The 16,046-nt window shown below is 51.4% G+C and carries 16 protein-coding genes; 11 read left to right on the top strand and 5 right to left on the bottom strand.

The genetic code is table 11. The annotated features are described in order from the left end of the window. Positions 1 to 369 precede the first annotated feature (369 nt). The 4 genes from rfbC to KJS63_RS14985 all read left to right on the top strand — a co-directional run bounded on the left by rfbC (position 370) and on the right by KJS63_RS14985 (position 3,915). Positions 370 to 915, top strand: coding sequence for a dTDP-4-dehydrorhamnose 3,5-epimerase (rfbC, locus tag KJS63_RS15000; protein WP_213619840.1), 546 nt, complete (start codon positions 370 to 372; stop codon positions 913 to 915). A 306-nt stretch (positions 916 to 1,221) separates the two neighbouring features. Then, a complete protein-coding gene (rfbD, locus tag KJS63_RS14995) occupies positions 1,222 to 2,109 on the top strand; it encodes a dTDP-4-dehydrorhamnose reductase (protein WP_306432908.1) in 888 nt (295 codons plus the stop codon). A gap of 89 nt (positions 2,110 to 2,198) precedes the next feature. Next, the gene (locus KJS63_RS14990; RefSeq protein WP_213619839.1) at positions 2,199 to 3,104 is read left to right on the top strand and encodes an ABC transporter ATP-binding protein; all 906 of its coding nucleotides are present in this window, start codon (positions 2,199 to 2,201) and stop codon (positions 3,102 to 3,104) included. Further along, on the top strand, positions 3,097 to 3,915 hold the full coding sequence (locus KJS63_RS14985; RefSeq protein ID WP_213619838.1) for an ABC transporter permease: 819 nt from the start codon (positions 3,097 to 3,099) through the stop codon (positions 3,913 to 3,915). The genes KJS63_RS14990 and KJS63_RS14985 overlap by 8 nt, the downstream gene beginning before the upstream one ends. Positions 3,916 to 4,313: 398 nt before the next feature. On the opposite strand, the gene KJS63_RS14980 is transcribed toward KJS63_RS14985, so the two are convergent. Then, positions 4,314 to 4,733, bottom strand: coding sequence for a bactofilin family protein (locus KJS63_RS14980; RefSeq protein WP_068615140.1), 420 nt, complete (start codon positions 4,731 to 4,733; stop codon positions 4,314 to 4,316). A gap of 203 nt (positions 4,734 to 4,936) precedes the next feature. Continuing rightward, a complete protein-coding gene (locus KJS63_RS14975; protein ID WP_213619837.1) occupies positions 4,937 to 5,902 on the bottom strand; it encodes a M23 family metallopeptidase in 966 nt (321 codons plus the stop codon). A 197-nt stretch (positions 5,903 to 6,099) separates the two neighbouring features. Here KJS63_RS14975 and cls point away from each other — a divergent pair, with 197 nt between their 5' ends. After that, the gene (gene cls / locus KJS63_RS14970) at positions 6,100 to 7,530 is read left to right on the top strand and encodes a cardiolipin synthase (protein WP_213619836.1); all 1,431 of its coding nucleotides are present in this window, start codon (positions 6,100 to 6,102) and stop codon (positions 7,528 to 7,530) included. Between the two features lie 7 nt (positions 7,531 to 7,537). Here cls and ligD read toward each other — a convergent pair whose 3' ends face one another. The 3 genes from ligD to ku all read right to left on the bottom strand — a co-directional run bounded on the left by ligD (position 7,538) and on the right by ku (position 10,780). Further along, positions 7,538 to 8,431, bottom strand: coding sequence for a non-homologous end-joining DNA ligase (gene ligD, locus KJS63_RS14965; protein WP_213619835.1), 894 nt, complete (start codon positions 8,429 to 8,431; stop codon positions 7,538 to 7,540). A 401-nt stretch (positions 8,432 to 8,832) separates the two neighbouring features. Next, positions 8,833 to 9,777, bottom strand: coding sequence for an ATP-dependent DNA ligase (locus KJS63_RS14960; protein WP_213619834.1), 945 nt, complete (start codon positions 9,775 to 9,777; stop codon positions 8,833 to 8,835). 97 nt (positions 9,778 to 9,874) lie between these two features. After that, on the bottom strand, positions 9,875 to 10,780 hold the full coding sequence (gene ku / locus KJS63_RS14955; RefSeq protein ID WP_213619833.1) for a non-homologous end joining protein Ku: 906 nt from the start codon (positions 10,778 to 10,780) through the stop codon (positions 9,875 to 9,877). A gap of 280 nt (positions 10,781 to 11,060) precedes the next feature. Between ku and tsaE the strand changes: the two genes are divergently transcribed. The 6 genes from tsaE (at position 11,061) to KJS63_RS14925 (ending at position 15,901) form a co-directional block, all read left to right on the top strand. After that, positions 11,061 to 11,555: a tRNA (adenosine(37)-N6)-threonylcarbamoyltransferase complex ATPase subunit type 1 TsaE gene (gene tsaE, locus KJS63_RS14950; protein ID WP_213619832.1), complete on the top strand. Its 495-nt coding sequence runs from the start codon at positions 11,061 to 11,063 to the stop codon at positions 11,553 to 11,555. Continuing rightward, positions 11,552 to 12,400, top strand: coding sequence for a tRNA (adenosine(37)-N6)-threonylcarbamoyltransferase complex dimerization subunit type 1 TsaB (gene tsaB / locus KJS63_RS14945; protein ID WP_213619831.1), 849 nt, complete (start codon positions 11,552 to 11,554; stop codon positions 12,398 to 12,400). Before tsaE ends, tsaB begins: the two co-directional genes overlap by 4 nt. Positions 12,401 to 12,412: 12 nt before the next feature. Next, complete coding sequence (gene rimI, locus KJS63_RS14940) at positions 12,413 to 12,934, top strand: ribosomal protein S18-alanine N-acetyltransferase (RefSeq protein WP_068615160.1); 522 nt, start codon at positions 12,413 to 12,415, stop codon at positions 12,932 to 12,934. Then, positions 12,931 to 13,980: a tRNA (adenosine(37)-N6)-threonylcarbamoyltransferase complex transferase subunit TsaD gene (tsaD, locus tag KJS63_RS14935; RefSeq protein ID WP_244862610.1), complete on the top strand. Its 1,050-nt coding sequence runs from the start codon at positions 12,931 to 12,933 to the stop codon at positions 13,978 to 13,980. Before rimI ends, tsaD begins: the two co-directional genes overlap by 4 nt. 222 nt (positions 13,981 to 14,202) lie before the next feature. After that, complete coding sequence (locus KJS63_RS14930) at positions 14,203 to 14,991, top strand: SDR family oxidoreductase (RefSeq protein ID WP_213619829.1); 789 nt, start codon at positions 14,203 to 14,205, stop codon at positions 14,989 to 14,991. A gap of 253 nt (positions 14,992 to 15,244) precedes the next feature. After that, positions 15,245 to 15,901 carry a cysteine hydrolase family protein gene (locus tag KJS63_RS14925; protein ID WP_213619828.1) on the top strand — a complete coding sequence of 219 codons (657 nt, stop codon included), beginning with the start codon at positions 15,245 to 15,247 and terminating at the stop codon, positions 15,899 to 15,901. Positions 15,902 to 16,046 lie beyond the last annotated feature (145 nt).

Genomic DNA, 16,046 nt, shown 5'->3' with positions numbered 1-16,046 from the left:
ATGCACTTCAGCAACTCAATGCACTTCAGCAACTCAATGCACTTCAGCAACTCAATGCACTTCAGCAACTCAAGGCACTCCAGTAACTCAATGCACTTCAAGAAATTAAAGTACTCCAAGCAGTTACTGGAAATTACTGTGGTTCTTGAAAACCTACGCCCCATAAGCATCCCAAGCAGCCAAGCAACCAAGCAACCAAGCAACCTAAGCACTTAACAACCCAAATAATCACTGCTGAGAAACACGCAGGGGTATCTTTCAAGCCTAAGACCAGGAGGCACACGCCGTGCCGAACGGCGCCAGCCTTACATACGTTAGGAACAAGGACTAACTGCCGCCTTTGGCAGGCAGCGGGGGAGGTGTGTTCATATGCGTATTCTAGAGACAGGATTGTCCGGGGCTGTGATCCTTGAACCTCAGGTACATGGGGATGCAAGGGGGTTTTTTAGCGAGAGCTATAACCGGGAGGTGCTGGCTAAAGCGGGCCTTCATTATAACTTTGTTCAGGATAACCACTCCTATTCGGCTGAGGCAGGTACGCTCAGGGGACTTCATTACCAGTTGCTCCCCAAGGCGCAGACCAAGCTGGTACGGGTGCTGTCAGGAGCAATCTATGATGTGTTTGTGGATTTAAGAAAAGATTCTGCCACTTACGGGGAATGGAGATCGGTCATCCTTACCGCTTACAATCACAGACAGGTTCTCATTCCCAAAGGTTTCGCTCATGGGCTGTATACGCTTGTACCTCATACTGAGGTTCTGTATAAGGTGGATGAGTTCTATTCGAAGGAGCATGACCGGGGGATTCTCTGGAATGATCCCCAGCTGAATATTCCTTGGCCGGGCTCCACAGTAATTTTGTCGGATAAAGACAAAGCCCATCCGCTTTGGACGGATGCCGAGTTTGACTTCTGAGGGGACCCATGGTGGAAGGGGAAGAATGTGAGTAGTTAGCAGAGCGAGTGCAAAATAAGAGCAACGCAACGGTACGAGAAGTATAGAAGTAGAGTAAGTGGAGAGCCAAGGGCATGAGGGATAGAAATAGTAAAGGAAGAAACAGAGCAACAGAAAAAGAAGAGGTTCAGACACAGAAAAGTTAGAAGGCGCAAAGAACCCAAAAAGCTTAAAAAGGAACATGAGCATGCCCAGGGCAGTGTGCTGTATTAAGGTCCGGAAGCTGATGGCTGATGTTCCAGTTAAGGCAGGCCAGGGGGGAGAAGGTTGGAGGAGAAGATGAGGGAAGCTCAGCCCGAAGACAAAACGAAGGTTTTGATTACTGGTGCGGGTGGCCAGTTGGGCCTGGAGCTTCAAAGGGTGTTTCGGGAGAAAGGGTATGAAGTATATGGGATGGATCGGGACAGCCTCGATATTACAGATGCGGAGCAGTGTCATACCATGCTTAACCGGGTGCACCCCGATGTGGTTATTCATGCCGCAGCCTATACTCAGGTTGATCAAGCTGAGAGCGATTCGGATACGGCATACCGGGTGAATGCCTATGGGACACGCAACATCGCAGCCGCGGCAGAAGCGGCCGGGGCCAAGCTGGTATACGTTAGCACGGATTATGTTTTTAACGGAAAGGGAACTATGCCGTATTCGGAGTTTCATCCCACCGACCCGGTTAATGTGTATGGCCGTTCTAAATGGGAGGGGGAGGAACTGGTTCGTCAACTCCATACGCGCTTCTTCGTCGTCAGAACTTCTTGGGTATACGGAGCAGGTGGGAGTAATTTCGTACGTACAATGCTGAAGGTGGGCAAAAGAGACGGCCGTGTCTCGGTTGTTGCTGACCAAATCGGTTGTCCGACCTATACCAAGGACCTGGCTTTTGCCATCGAGCAGCTGAGCTCAACGCAGAGGTATGGCACATATCATGTGTCAGGTGCAGGCAGCTGCTCCTGGTATGAGTTCGCCTGTGCTATATTTGAGGATGCAGGAATGCGCGTCGACGTCGTTCCGGTAAATACGGAAGAGTACCCGCGCCCGGCTCCCCGTCCAGCCTATTCCGTGCTGGATCATCAGGCTCTCAGACTGAACGGCTTCCATCCGATTCGTCATTGGAGGGAAGCGCTGCAGGACTTTTTAAGATCAAGTCATGAAACCTAACCCTGGGCCCGCACGTTATACTCAGGTATGGTAAAATTAGAAAATCATTCCGTCCTTAACGGACGGGTACATAAGGAGAGTGAATTCATATGTCTCAGGAACCTGTTGTCCGCTTGACGAATGTGACGAAGAAGATTGGCGCCAAGACCATCATCGACCGTCTTACACTCGATATCCCGGCGGGTCAGGTATTCGGCTTCTTAGGCCCCAATGGGTCAGGGAAGACCACAACGATACGGATGATGGTAGGACTCATGTCGATTACACAGGGAGATATCGTAATCAATGGCTCAAGCATCAAGTCGGATTTTGAAAAAGCGGTTGCGCATGTTGGAGCGATTGTAGAGAACCCCGAAATGTATAAATTTCTGACAGGGTATCAGAACATGGTGCATTATGCGCGGATGTCCGGTGTAGGCAAGGAGCGGATTGACGAGGCCGTTGCCCTGGTCGGGCTGGAGAACCGAATTCACGATAAGGTGAAGACGTATTCTCTAGGTATGCGCCAGCGGTTAGGTGTTGCCCAGGCGATTCTTCAGCGTCCGAAGCTGCTGATCCTGGACGAGCCCACCAACGGGCTTGATCCACAGGGCATACGGGAGCTGCGGGATTATCTGCGCCAGTTGACCCAGCAGGAAGGTACCACCGTCTTCGTCTCAAGTCATCTCTTATCCGAGATGGAGCTGATGTGTGATACCGTAGCGGTTATCCAGGGGGGCCGGCTGATTGATGTGCGTTCTCTGAAAGCCCAGGATGCCGGAGAGCAGTATGCTGAAACGGGCTTTGATGTCAGTGAGCCGGAACGCGCGCTTGAACTGATTGGGACAGGCCGTCTTGAGGGCACAAGGCTGATTGTAACCGCAAACCGCGAGCAGATTGCGGATTTGAACAGCAGACTTGTCAGCGCTGGAATCAAGGTATACGGCATTCAGACCTTAACAAGATCGCTGGAAGATCAATTCTTGGAAATGACGGGAGGTGGGCAAATTGGGTAATTTTCTGGCATTAGTACAGAACGAAAATATGAAAATCTACCGCCGGCTGCGCACGTGGATTATGTTCGGAATGATCATTGTCCTGCCGATTGTGTTCGCAGGTCTGATTGCCTTCAGCGAAAGCCATACCGGCTCTTCGCAGACGGGCGCCTGGGATATGGCCAAGAATTTGGGCTCCATTTACTTTCTGGTGTCAATCTTCACCCTTATTGTTGCTGCGGATATTGTAGCGGGCGAGTTCACCTGGGGAACGGTTAAGCTGTTGCTCATTCGTCCTTGGTCCCGGAGCAAGGTGCTTTTGTCCAAGCTGCTCAGTGTACTGCTCTTTAGTATCCTGATGAGCATTGTCTTTTTTATCGTTATTATCTCGGTATCCATGCTCTTCTTCCAGAACACCCCGCCAGCCTTCCTGGAGCTGGGTTCGACCCCGCTGGAACAGGTGCTTCTGGTACTGCTATACAAATTTATTGATCTTCTTGTAATTTCGAGCCTTGCATTTATGATCTCCACGGTCTTTAGGGCCAGTGGAATTGCAATCGGATTGTCTATGTTCATCATGATGGCCGGGAATACGATTGCCATGCTGCTTAACCCGATTCGCTATCCGTGGGCCAAATACCTGCTGTTCCACAATATGGATCTGTCCAAATACGTGATGAATACGGGAGGAGATACTTCATTCTCATTCGCAAGCCTTTATGAAAAGGCGGGCATGTCGATGGGCTTCTCAGCAATCGTGCTCGCTGTATATGTAGTGGTCTTCCTTGCCATTGCTTGGATGGTATTCAAGCGCCGGGATGTTGCAGCTTAGGGGACAGGTATAACAAGGTTAGCAGTGACAGCCAGTAAGCAGCCGATAAACAGCTAGTAAACAGCCAGTAAACAGCTAGTAAACAACCATAAACAGTCAGCCTAAGTAAAGTTAGCCAGCAGCTGCTGTAGTACCGTCCAGCTGCAAGCGAAACTGTTGCAACTTTATACCAAGCAGGTGAATGTGGCTGCCCGAATCCCTTTTTTTTAGCTCAAGTCCTCACAGCATTAACTTCCGGGCAGCCAACCCGTTCGGGCAAGAAAGCCGGTTAGGCTAGTTGAATAATAAAAGAAGGGACACATTCTCACAGGAGTGTGTCCCTTTATTGTGCTGTGTAATTGCAGCATATTGTGGGCTTGGATAGGTGGGAGACCAGGCTGTTCATATCCTTCTGCAATTTAGCCAGCTTCAGGCTGAGGAGTTTTTTTGCTCTTATTGTTGGAGTTAGGGGAGGGCACCGCGCTGATCAAGGGCTTCTCCATAATACTGATTCCGTTTAATACCCCGCCTTCCGCAATGACCAGGGAATGGGCGGATACATTTCCGTCAACATGTCCGCTGGCCGTAATGGTCAGTTTGCCTTCTGTAGTAATATCACCAAACACTTTACCCGCCACAATAATCTCATTTCCTTTGATTGAAGAGTGGGCTTCTCCTGATTCCCCAATGACAATCTCACCCGTACATTCAATTTCCCCTTGGAATTTCCCCTCCAACCGGAGGTTATACTCCGAGCGGAGTTTTCCTTCGAAATGGCTGCCTGCACCAATCAGGGTATGAGTCCCTTTTACAGCGGTATTTTTGTTATCTTTAAACATGATATTCCTCCATTATTTTTGATTTATAGAAGCTGAACTAGCAAGTGATCAAAGAATCGGAGAGAGGGTGGAATGCTCCTGGAGAAGCGTATATTTCGCCTTGGTGAACAGATTTCTACTGTTTTGAAATGGTTTAGATCAAGGGATACGTGAACAATAGATCGGAGGAATACATCACCCGGATGTTTTCAACTGTACACAAATTAATTCAAATAGGGGACAGGGTCTACCGGTTCATTCTCCTTAACGACCTGAAAGTGCAGATGGGGGCCGGTGCTTCGTCCAGTGGAGCCGAGCTTGCCGATCACTTCCCCTTTTGTGACTTTCTCCCCTGTATTAACTTGAATTTTATTTAAGTGCATATACCATGTCTGAAGTCCGCCTGGATGTTGAATAATAATAAAGTTGCCTCTTGCAGGAGAGTGATCGGCCTGAAGAACCGTGCCGGCCCCCGCCGAATAGATCGGATCTCCTATTTCCCCGGAAATATCGACACCTGCGTGAAAAGCCGCTTTCTTGGTGAATGGATCCGTACGGTAGCCGAAGCTGGAGGTCATGCGTCTGGAGAGTGTTGGCCATAAAGAGGGCGTGCCGGACATGGATTCATGGATGGCTTCAGCTTGGTCAACCATAGCGGGGACTCTATGGAGCATGGCCTGGATGAGGGCTGACATTTCCGCATAATCATCTCGGGTAGCCTGGCCGGATATTCGGCTGTCCACATCATGAACCGCGATGAATTCTCCGCCGATATAGGAGCTGTCGCCTGGAGTGGCTGCTTCGGACGTTTTGCTGTTGCCAGTTCTGAACTTATTAATAATCTGCTGCAGCTCATCCTCCATCTGCGAGACTTTCTTGATCTGGCTTCTCATATTCTTTGACTCCGCTGTGAGAGTCACGAGCTGATGTTGAAGCCGGCGAATGGCCTCCTCTTTGTCCGTTACGACCGCTTGAAGCTGAGTGTTGCTGCTCTGCAGTTCCTGTTCCAGACTCGCGGCCGTGTGGCTGGAGTAGGCTTGAAGGCTTACAATCAGTCCGGATATGGAGAGCAGAGCAACGAGGGGAACCGTGATGACCAAGGGCTTGGACACCTGGATTTGCTTGACGGACTGGTTGGCATCCTGCAGCACAAGCAGGGTCATTTTGCGGGACATCGGGGCATTTTTCATGGCATCTCCTTTCATAAAGAACTGAAATTTTGATATTTTTCTTTAATTCATCCAACATTACTTCTATAATTTATGTATTCACTGCTCTCTTAAAACATGCTTAAAAGACCAGACTTATATGCCTATCATAGGGGTTCCGGTATCCGGGTATTCCATGCTGCATGCCAAATAGATAAGGATATAGAAGGGGGACATCCATGCTTTGGCTGGTTATTGCGCTGATAGCTTTCATATTTCAAAGCGCGACAATATTAATACTCGAATTTAAAAATCCCTCCAAAACCGTAGCCTGGTTGTTCATCCTGTTTTGCTTCCCGTTAATCGGCTTTGTTCTCTATTATTTTGTTGCCCAGGACTATAAGAAACGTAAAAATCTGCGTCGTAAGGGAACGAGATTGTTTCAAGAGATGAAAGGAAGACTGTGGCGCCAAGCGAAGATTGTGAAGCGGGTGGAAGAGATGCAGAACCCGGAATTCCATCATCAGGAGAGGCTGTTCAATCTCTTGACCCATCTGTCCGAAAGTCCGATCACAGGCTGTAATGCTACCAAGGTGTTAACGAACGGGGAGGATACTTATGATGCGATACTTAGTGAAATGGATAAGGCCAAAGACCATATTCATATTGAATATTACATATTCAGAAGTGACGAAGTAGGGAGAAGGTTCAAGGAGGTTATGATCCGCAAGGCCCGGGAAGGGGTCAAGATCCGGATGATCTGCGACGGTCTGGGCAGCTATTATTTGAAAAATGAATTTATACATGAGCTGAAAGAGGCGGGAATTCAATTCTACTTCTTTCTCCCGCCACTTATCGCAACGATTGACAGACGGATTAACTACCGGAACCACCGGAAGATTGTTGTGATTGACGGAACGGTGGGATTTCTGGGTGGAATCAATGTCGGTGAAGATTATCTGGGGCTGTACCCCAAGCTTGGGGAGTGGCGGGACACCCATCTGCAGATCGAAGGCGACTCGATTTATTTCCTGCAAAATACTTTTCTGACGGACTGGAGGCTGGCCTCCGGGGAGCGAATTTCGGACCCTGCTCTATTCCCCGAGCATAATTGTGCGAAGAATGAGCAGGTTCAGATTCTCACAAGTGGCCCGGACCAGCAATGGGATGCAATCCAGGAGATGTGCTTTGAAGCGATAGCTGTAGCCAAGAAACGGGTATGGATCACCAGCCCTTATTTCATTCCGGACCCGAGTGTGTACGCGGCTCTCAAGACGGCCGCCGTCAGTGGGGTTGAGGTCAAGATTATCATTCCTTATCATTCCGACAGCAAGCTGGTTCATCTGGCCTCGCTCTCCTATGTGGAGGAGCTGCTGCATGCTGGCGTGAAGTTTTACCAGTATACCAAAGGCTTCATCCATGCCAAGGTGATGATTATCGATGACCTGCTGGCAACGGTTGGAACCGCAAATATGGATATGCGCAGCTTCTTTTATAACTTTGAGATGACAGCGGTGTTGTTCGACCAGGCTCCTATCCGGCGGCTCATGAACGATTTCGAGGTGGATCTGACGCACTGCCGCCCTATCCATCTCCGGCAATTCTCCAAGCGGTCCCGTCTTCAGAAAGGGGCGGAGATGCTGACACGAATGCTGTCACCGTTGTTATAATGGAAGGTTACTTCACCCGGTTTAAGTGTTTCAAAATCAAATCTACGGATTGAGGCGGCACGGCTTGAAGCAGGTCGCCTTTTTGCTGCAGCCGCTGGGCAATATTATTCAGATTAAACTCGGAAGGGTGCGGGTTCTGGCGGACCTCCTCCCAGGTTAACGGCGTGGATACGCTGGCTGCAGGTTTAGCCCGGGGCGTATAGGGGGCGGCAAGAGTTTTGCCGCTGTAGTGCTGAAGATAGTCAAAATAAATTTTGTCTCCCCGGTCCTTCTTCAGGCGTTCAATTGTGAACAAAGAGGGAAAGCGCTCCGTAACAAACCTGGCAATGAAATGCCCAAGCGTCCGAAGCTCATCGAAGGTGACCCCGTATTCAATCGGGACAATGATCTGGACTCCTGTTGCTCCTGAGGTTTTAGGAACCGATTGAAGCCCCAGGGAGCCGAGAATATCTCCCACATGGGCGGCAGCTTCCATAATCCGGGGATCCTCTTCGAGAGTGGGATCGAGATCAATCATCCACTCACAGGGGAGGGAATCATGGACATAGTGGAGGGAAGGGTGGAACTCTATGGACGCCAGATTCCCAAGCCACAGCAACGCCGGCAGATTGTCCAGCACGATATACCGGATATTCTCATGTGTTGCGGTCTTCACGAAGTCCGGCAGCGGTTCGGGGGCATTCTTCTGGTAAAAGAAAGGCCCGTCCACTCCGCCCGGATACCGGATGGTTGTTAACAAGCGGTTGCGGCAGTAAGTAAGAAGGTAGGGAGACAGCTCCGCCAGCTTCTTCAGATAATCGCGCTTGGTGATTCCGGCCTCCGGCCAGAGCAGCTTGCCGGGATTGGATACGGGAACCTCATAGCCTTCAACGGTGATAGTACCTCTGACAGTTTTAGGCAAGCGAAGCAGCTCCTTTGTTCATTGTGGTATAGACAGCTGGTGGGAAAGAAAGTTTAACCTTTGGCAATAGGATCTGCAAAAGGCATTCCTGCGGGAGTTCTAAAGCAAGCAGTGTGCGGCATGGGTTGCTATGGATTAAGCAGCAGCGGTTAAGCCAGTTAAGCCGAGTACAGATTAAGATCCATGTGAACTTTAGAATTAACCGATCTGAGCTTCGGTCCCGAGTGATTCTGAAGAAGCGGAGCGTCCGCCTTTGTCTCCGAAATGCTCCTACTTGGATATATAGTTCAAGCATTTCGGAGACAACAGCGGTCGTAAGAACACTCGGCATCGCAGCGCCCGATAAGGGTAACCTTCATAAGTTCATTTTATATAGACGGGTTGTACTTGAGAAAAGCTCCTTAGCTGGACCCAAACCTGCACATCTTCGGATCGGCGGAGACCAACGCCTGGATGCTCGGCTGGCGGAGGGTGCCACCGGGTGTCCATTCCAGAAAATTAACCTTCACGGTAAGCTGAGGACTTACCCAGTAAGATTCCTTGCTCCGGGAAGGCAGGGCGGCAAAGGGGAGCACAGTTTGAGTAAGCGGTTTGAGCGTCCCCGTGATGTCTCTCCAGTCCTGAACGGTCAGCTTGCCGGTACCCGCATGCCCGATATACCAGAGTCGCCCCTCTTGATCGTACAGACCGAGCATAAGCGCGTTAACAATTCCACCCCGCAGAGTATAACCGCCAATGACAGCAACAAGGTCCTGAATAACCTTCTTTTTCATCCATCGTTTATCCTTGCCATCCGGGGCGTAGGTACTGTTCAGGTCCTTGACGATCACGCCTTCCATGCCATGCTGGCTCATGACCTCATACAATACGCCGGGAGACGGGAAGTCGGCTGTGATCTGGACCCTGTCCGTAGGTTTCACCGTCTGTCTAAGCAACTCCTGTCGTTCTCTTAAAGGCAAGCTTGTCACCCATGATCCGTTGTAATACAAAATATCAAACAGCATATAGGTCACTGGAACCTCCTGCTGAACACGGCGAATGTTCTCAGCCTTGCGTGAACCGTCCCGGCGCATCACCTCATGGAAGGAAGGCTTGCCTTGATCCAGGGCAATGATCTCGCCGTCGAGGATCACCGAATCAGCCCCGCAGTATTCACCAATAGAAGTTAATTCCGGGTATTGAAGAGTACGTTCGTTAAGCTTGCGGTTAACAAGCTGAACTTCTTGACCGTCATAATAAGTTAGCATTCGCACACCGTCCCATTTAATCTGGGCGGTCCAATCTTCTCCTTCGGGAAGCCGGTCTGTGGTCACCGGCTCAAAAGGAATAATGGGTTTCAGGTTCATAAAGCCCACCCCTTAGCATGGAATCGGGTATGGGCCAGGTTAGCGCCGAACATGTCCATATTACGGCTGATATGGGGAAGTTCCAGCCCGGTCATCATCAGCTGATGGTCTTCTTGGCTTTGCTGGAGGTTTTCCGTTTCGGCTTAGGTGCTGCTGCTGTGTCAGCGGCTTCATCCGCCGCGGCCGTCCGTTTGGCCCGGGTTTTCTTCGCAGCAGGCCCCGGATCAGTGGCAATAGGCTTGACTGCTTCAATGCTCGCCTGCAGCGCGGCCATCAGGTCGATTACATTGCTCTCCGGCTTGGCCGGAGCCAGGCTGATTTCTTCCCCGGCGATTTTATGCTGGATCAGGTTCATCAGGGATTCGCGGTAATCATCCGTGTATTTGGATGGCTCAAAAGGGGTGGAGAGCTGTTCGATCAGCACCTTGGCCATTCCAAGCTCCTTATCGTTGATACCGGCGGCTTCCGGAAGGTTAGGAACCTGACTGATCGGGCGAATCTCATCCGGGTAAAAAATGGTTTCAATCGCGAGGCACCCTTCCATAACCCGGATCGCTGCGAGACTGCTCTTGGACCGGATGGCAATCTTGGCAATGCCGATCTTGCCGGTCTGCTTCATCGCTTCAAGGAGCAGCAGATAGGCGTTGGAGCCAGCCTGATCGGGGGAGAGATAGTATGTTTTCTGAAAGTAAATGGGATCGATATCCTCAAGGTTGACAAAATCAAGGATGGTAATAGTTCGTTCCACCTGCGCGGAGAGCTGCTCGAGCTCCTGTTTCTCAAAGAGGACATACCTCCCCTTTTCGTATTCGTAGCCCTTAGAAATTTCCTCCCAATCCACATCCTTCTCACATGAAGGGCATCTCCTCACATAAGAGATCGGGCTTCCACAGGTTTTGTGAATGTACTTCATGGAAATGTCCTTGTCTTCCGTGGCGGAGAACATCTTTACGGGCACGTGAACAAGTCCGAAGCTGATCGCGCCCTTCCAAACGGTATGCATGTTGTTCCAGCTCCTTTCAAAAAAAGTTATTGGTGATCCGGTGCGGTCCATAATCGTGCTGTGATACCTTTAGTATGGGACAAAAAAGGCTTTCTAATAACAGTCTTCTCCTATGCAAATCATGATAGGGTTTCTTGCGGGGGGGACATGGTACCGATATAATGAGAACAGATGTATGGCCTGTGAATTTGGTCATACCAGGTAAGAGAATGACCGGAATCATCATGACAGGCGTGGTGCAAGCGCGTGTTCCTTTTCCGGGTAAAAGGTGGTTGGTTGGGTGAAAGAATTAAAACATAAGGCGGATCTCGTCTGGAATGCAAAGAATCTGGAGGATACGGGCAGACTGGCAAGTCTGCTGGCGCTCAAGGCGGCGCCGGGCACTGTGATTGCGCTGGATGGCGATTTGGGCGCGGGCAAGACGGCATTCTCCCAATTGTTTGCGAAGCATCTTGACGTACATGAACAGGTGAATAGTCCGACATTCACGATTATTAAGGAGTATGAGGGAAGATTGCCCTTTTATCATATGGATGTGTACCGCTTGTCGCTGGAGGAAGCGGATGAGCTTGGGCTGGAAGAGTACTTTGATGGACAGGGAGTTACACTTGTGGAGTGGGCCAGCCTGATCACCGAAATTCTGCCGCCGGAGCATCTGCATCTGTACATTGAAGTGACCGGGCTGAGCGAGAGACGGATATATCTTAAGGCTGAAGGCAGCCCTTATTGCGAGTGGGTACAGGCCTTCAAGACAGAATGGGGAACCGGATTATGAGCGAAGTGAGCAAATCTACGAAGTATACACTGGCTTTTGACTCGTCCACGGCTTCATTGGCTGTGGCGGTGATGAATGGGGGCGATCTGCTGGCTGAGAGGAATATTACAGCAGAGCGGAACCACTCAGTTCATCTCATTACGGCAATTGAAGAGGCGCTGGGCGAGGCCGGTGTCCGAAAGAGCGAACTGAGCGGAATAGCTGCAGGCGTAGGGCCGGGGTCCTACACGGGCATCCGGATTGCAGTGACCACGGCGAAGACGCTGGCGTGGTCGATGGCTCTGCCGGTGGCGGGCATCTCCAGCCTCGCGGCGCTGGGGCTGGGCGGCTGGGCCGAGGGCACAGATCAGCCGCCTGCAGCCTTTGCGGCCTTGGCGGGCAGCCCAGCCCGCCAAGGCACAGCAGCCGGTGAACAGGCTGCTGATGGAAGTGCGCCAGCGGAATGGATTATTCCGCTGGTGGATGCGCGGCGCGGTCAAGTGTACACCGCGCTGTTCGAGGCGGCGCCGGGCAAGCTGCCCCGGCGCCTTGAGCCGGACGGCATCCGGCTGATGGAGCGCTGGACTGCAGCGCTTGCCGGACGCCTGGAGGCGCTCGCGCCAGAGGCGCGGCCATCCGCCGTGTGGTTCACCGGCGAGACCGCGCTGCACGCGGAAGCTGCCGAGGCACTCCGCCCCCTCTTGGGCGGGCGGCTTCAGATCCGGCCGCATCTGCTGCAGGGGGCGTGGGCCGGTCTGCTTGGCGCGGACCGGCTCCTAAGGGGAGAATCGGACGAGGTGCATTCGCTCGTCCCAAATTACACCCAGCTTTCGGAGGCTGAAGCAAACCTGGCTCGCGGCAAATAAGGGGGGACGTTAATGGAAGAGGCGCAGATTATGGGAGGCCTGCATGGGGCAGACGGCATCCGGTTTCGTCCGATGACGCTGGACGACATCCCCGATGTGATGGTCATCGAACATGAGTCATTCACGCTGCCTTGGACGGAGAATGCGTTCCGCAGTGAGATGACGCAGAATCATTTTGCCAAATATATAATTATGGAGAAGAATGGGGACCCGATTGGTTATGCAGGCATGTGGACCGTAGTGGACGAGGCCCATGTGACCAACATCGCGGTGCGTACGGCATATCGGGGGCAGCACTTGGGTGAACGGTTAATGCGGGAGATGATGCTCATGGCCGGACGGATGGGCATGACCAAGATGACCCTGGAGGCGCGCGTATCCAATACGGTGGCACAGTCCCTATACAGCAAGCTGGGATTCCGTCCAGTCGGGCTGCGCAAGGCCTATTACTCTGACAATCAGGAGGACGCACTGATTATGTGGTGTGACCTCCCTGAAGATATCGTTGCAGAAGGAAGCGAATGGAACTTATGAGCATATATGATAAACCAGCGGACCAGGATGCCTATATTCTGGCCGTGGAGACCAGCTGTGACGAGACCTCGGTAGCTGTGGTCAAGAATGGGCGGGAGGTGCTCTCAAATCTGATCTTCAGTCAGATTGAGACCCATAAGGCTTTCGGCGGGGTAGTGCCGGAAGTGGCTTCCCGAAAGCATGTGGAGAGCATTACGCAAATGCTGGAGGAAGCGGTTGTACAGTCAGGCATAGCTCCAGCCCAGCTGTCCGCGGTTGCGGTGACACAGGGGCCTGGACTTGTGGGAGCGCTGCTTGTCGGGATCATGGCGGCCAAGAGCCTCGCATTTGCCCTGGACAAGCCGTTAATTGGCACGCATCATATTGCCGGGCATATTTATGCCAACCGGCTGGTGCAGGAGATTGAATATCCTTGTATGGCCCTCGTTGTATCTGGTGGACATACGGAGCTTGTGCTGATGGAGAAGGAAGGGCATTTCCGACTGATCGGCCGCACGCGGGATGATGCGGTTGGCGAGGCATACGATAAGGTAGCCCGGGCCCTTGGGTTCCCTTACCCAGGCGGGCCTTATGTTGACCGTCTGGCCCATGAGGCTGAGCAGGCGACACTGCTTCCACGCTCCTGGCTGGAGCCGGATTCGTATGATTTCAGCTTCAGCGGGTTAAAGTCCGCTGTATTGAATGTGCTGAATCAGAGCCGGATGCGTGGGGAGGAGCCTGACCCAGCAGCCATTGCACGCGGGTTTCAAGAGTCCGTGATCGAAGTGTTAGTTGAGAAGGCGATTCGTGCTGTACGGGAGACGGGAGCCAAGGAGCTGCTGCTCTGCGGCGGTGTGGCTGCGAACCGCGGGCTTCGCGAAGCTCTGGCGCAGCGGTGTGATCAAGAGGAAATCGTCTTGCGTATTCCGCCATTGAAATACTGTACGGATAATGCGGCCATGATCGGGGCTGCCGCATATTTGAAATGGAAGAGTGGGGAGTTTGCTCCCCAGACGATGAAGGCCGAACCTGGGCTTTCTCTTGAAGAGTGGTCGGTAGAAGATTAGGATTAGGATTAGGACCACCTTTCTGGAAAGAACAAAGAAAGCGATCAAGCCCATCTCATAAGCTGCAAGCTTTAAGGTGGGCTTTTGTCTATAAGGAAGCTTTGGGTACTGCTGAAATTATTCTTGAAACGGGTTTAGGAGTATAGGGAGGGAGAAGAGGATTCTTGCTGATCATAAGAATTAGTTAAGCAGATACGGGATTATTCAGAGGAGGTGCTGGAATTGGACTTGGGACTGGGAGGTAAGTCTGTATTTGTCGCAGCAGCGAGTAAAGGTCTTGGCAAAGCCAGTGCGGAGGCTTTCGCACGTGAAGGGGCCAAGGTGACGATTGCAAGCCGGAGTGAAGAGCATCTTATCCGTGCAGCTGAGGATATCGAAGCTAGTACAGGTCAAAAGGTGGCTGTCATTCAGATGGATGCTACAAGCCAGGACGATATTGCCGGGGCTATTCGCACTACAGTGCAGACCCAAGGCGGTCTGGATGTCGTGGTTACGAATGCGGGCGGACCTCCGGGCGGAACTTTTGCCGATATGCAGGATGAGGATTGGCAAAGGGGGTATGAGCTTAATCTGTTAAGCGTGATCCGCATGATTCGGGAAGCTCTTCCACATCTGCGCTCCGCCGGTTCTGGAAGAATCGTCAATCTGGCATCAACCTCGATCAAACAGCCGATTGAAGGCTTGATTCTATCCAATGTGTTCCGGGCCGGGGTACAGTCGTTGACCAAGACCCTTGCCGGGGAGCTTACGGACAGCGGCATTTTGATCAATACGGTTGCCCCGGGGCGAATTGCCACAGACCGGATAACGGAGCTTGATTCCAAGCGGGCCCAAAGTGAGGGCAGCTCCTTGGAGGAGATTCAATCGCGGATTGTTAAGGGGATTCCGCTGGGACGAATGGGCGAACCGGAGGAATTTGCCAGGATAGTGGCTTTCTACGGATCTTGGGCCAATACCTATGTCACCGGACAATCCATTCTTGTGGACGGCGGGATGATTCGAAGCTTATAACAGTAGTAGAGGCGGGAGACCGTCATTTCACAAACAAATATGAACCTTTCTGCACCGTGGTGCGGAAAGGTTTTTTTATAGGTCCTGATAAAATTCCCGATTACTTAATTTACCTGTATACGATACAATTTTTAATAACCAAGCAGCCTGTGCTGAGCAGGCACAATGATCTGCCAGCTGAATTGCGATCTATTGGGGGAACGGAAAAGATAAGGCGGTTAGGGAACTTCTATAAGAATGAGGGGGAAAGAAGATGTCCAAGTATACGACACCCAATCTGGAGAAGGCTGCTGTGATTACTATTGATACCCAGAATGATTTTACGCTTCCGGGGGCAGCTGCCGAGATTGCCGGAACCTATGAAGTCCTGCCCAACATGGCCAGAATTCTTGAAACCTGCAGATTGCGGAATATGCCGGTGGTGCACGTTATTCGGATCTATCAGCCGGATGGGTCCAATGCTGATCTTTGCCGCAGAGAGCTTTTGCAGAATGGAAGTCAAATTGTTCATCCGGGTACGTTCGGGGCCCAGCTGGTGGATGTAATCAGTCCGAACCCTAACGTCCAACTGAACTATGCGGCCTTGTTGGATGGGCAGATTCAGCCGGTAGGACCGCAGGAATGGGTGATGTATAAACCAAGATGGGGAGCGTTCTACCAGACAGGTCTGGAGCAGTTTGCCCGTGAGCTGGGCGTGGATACGCTGATCTTCATCGGTTGTAATTTTCCCAACTGCCCTAGAACTAGTATTTATGAAGCAAGTGAACGGGATTTCAAGGTGATTCTGATTGACGACGCCATGTCTGGCGTATATGAGAAGGGACTTCAAGAGCTTGCGAACATCGGAGTGCATGCATACAAGACGGAGCAGTTCCTTTCTAAGTTTGAGGCTTTGAATAAAGTGTTGTGAGCAGAAGCTGCTGCTGTACAAGTTGAACTACTGATAGACAAGTAAGATTGCCGTGAAACGTTCTTTCCCCGTGCCTTGCCTGTTGGTAATTCTAGTGTCCAACTTATATAACATAGATTTTACATTCAGGGATTATAGTTATAGG

The organism is Paenibacillus sp. J22TS3 (assembly GCF_018403205.1).
Taxonomy (GTDB): domain Bacteria; phylum Bacillota; class Bacilli; order Paenibacillales; family Paenibacillaceae; genus Fontibacillus; species Fontibacillus tuaregi.
Note: the sequence above shows the minus strand (reverse complement) of the source record. Positions and strands in the feature narration are given on the sequence as shown.

Excerpts from the sequence above, each read along its gene's own strand:
- rfbC (WP_213619840.1), top strand. The coding sequence starts at position 370 with ATGCGTATTCTAGAGACAGGATTGTCCGGGGCTGTGATCCTTGAACCT.
- KJS63_RS14990 (WP_213619839.1), top strand. The coding sequence starts at position 2,199 with ATGTCTCAGGAACCTGTTGTCCGCTTGACGAATGTGACGAAGAAGATT.
- KJS63_RS14980 (WP_068615140.1), bottom strand. The coding sequence starts at position 4,733 with ATGTTTAAAGATAACAAAAATACCGCTGTAAAAGGGACTCATACCCTG.
- KJS63_RS14975 (WP_213619837.1), bottom strand. The coding sequence starts at position 5,902 with ATGAAAAATGCCCCGATGTCCCGCAAAATGACCCTGCTTGTGCTGCAG.
- cls (WP_213619836.1), top strand. The coding sequence starts at position 6,100 with ATGCTTTGGCTGGTTATTGCGCTGATAGCTTTCATATTTCAAAGCGCG.
- KJS63_RS14960 (WP_213619834.1), bottom strand. The coding sequence starts at position 9,777 with ATGAACCTGAAACCCATTATTCCTTTTGAGCCGGTGACCACAGACCGG.
- ku (WP_213619833.1), bottom strand. The coding sequence starts at position 10,780 with ATGCATACCGTTTGGAAGGGCGCGATCAGCTTCGGACTTGTTCACGTG.
- tsaB (WP_213619831.1), top strand. The coding sequence starts at position 11,552 with ATGAGCGAAGTGAGCAAATCTACGAAGTATACACTGGCTTTTGACTCG.
- rimI (WP_068615160.1), top strand. The coding sequence starts at position 12,413 with ATGGAAGAGGCGCAGATTATGGGAGGCCTGCATGGGGCAGACGGCATC.
- tsaD (WP_244862610.1), top strand. The coding sequence starts at position 12,931 with ATGAGCATATATGATAAACCAGCGGACCAGGATGCCTATATTCTGGCC.
- KJS63_RS14925 (WP_213619828.1), top strand. The coding sequence starts at position 15,245 with ATGTCCAAGTATACGACACCCAATCTGGAGAAGGCTGCTGTGATTACT.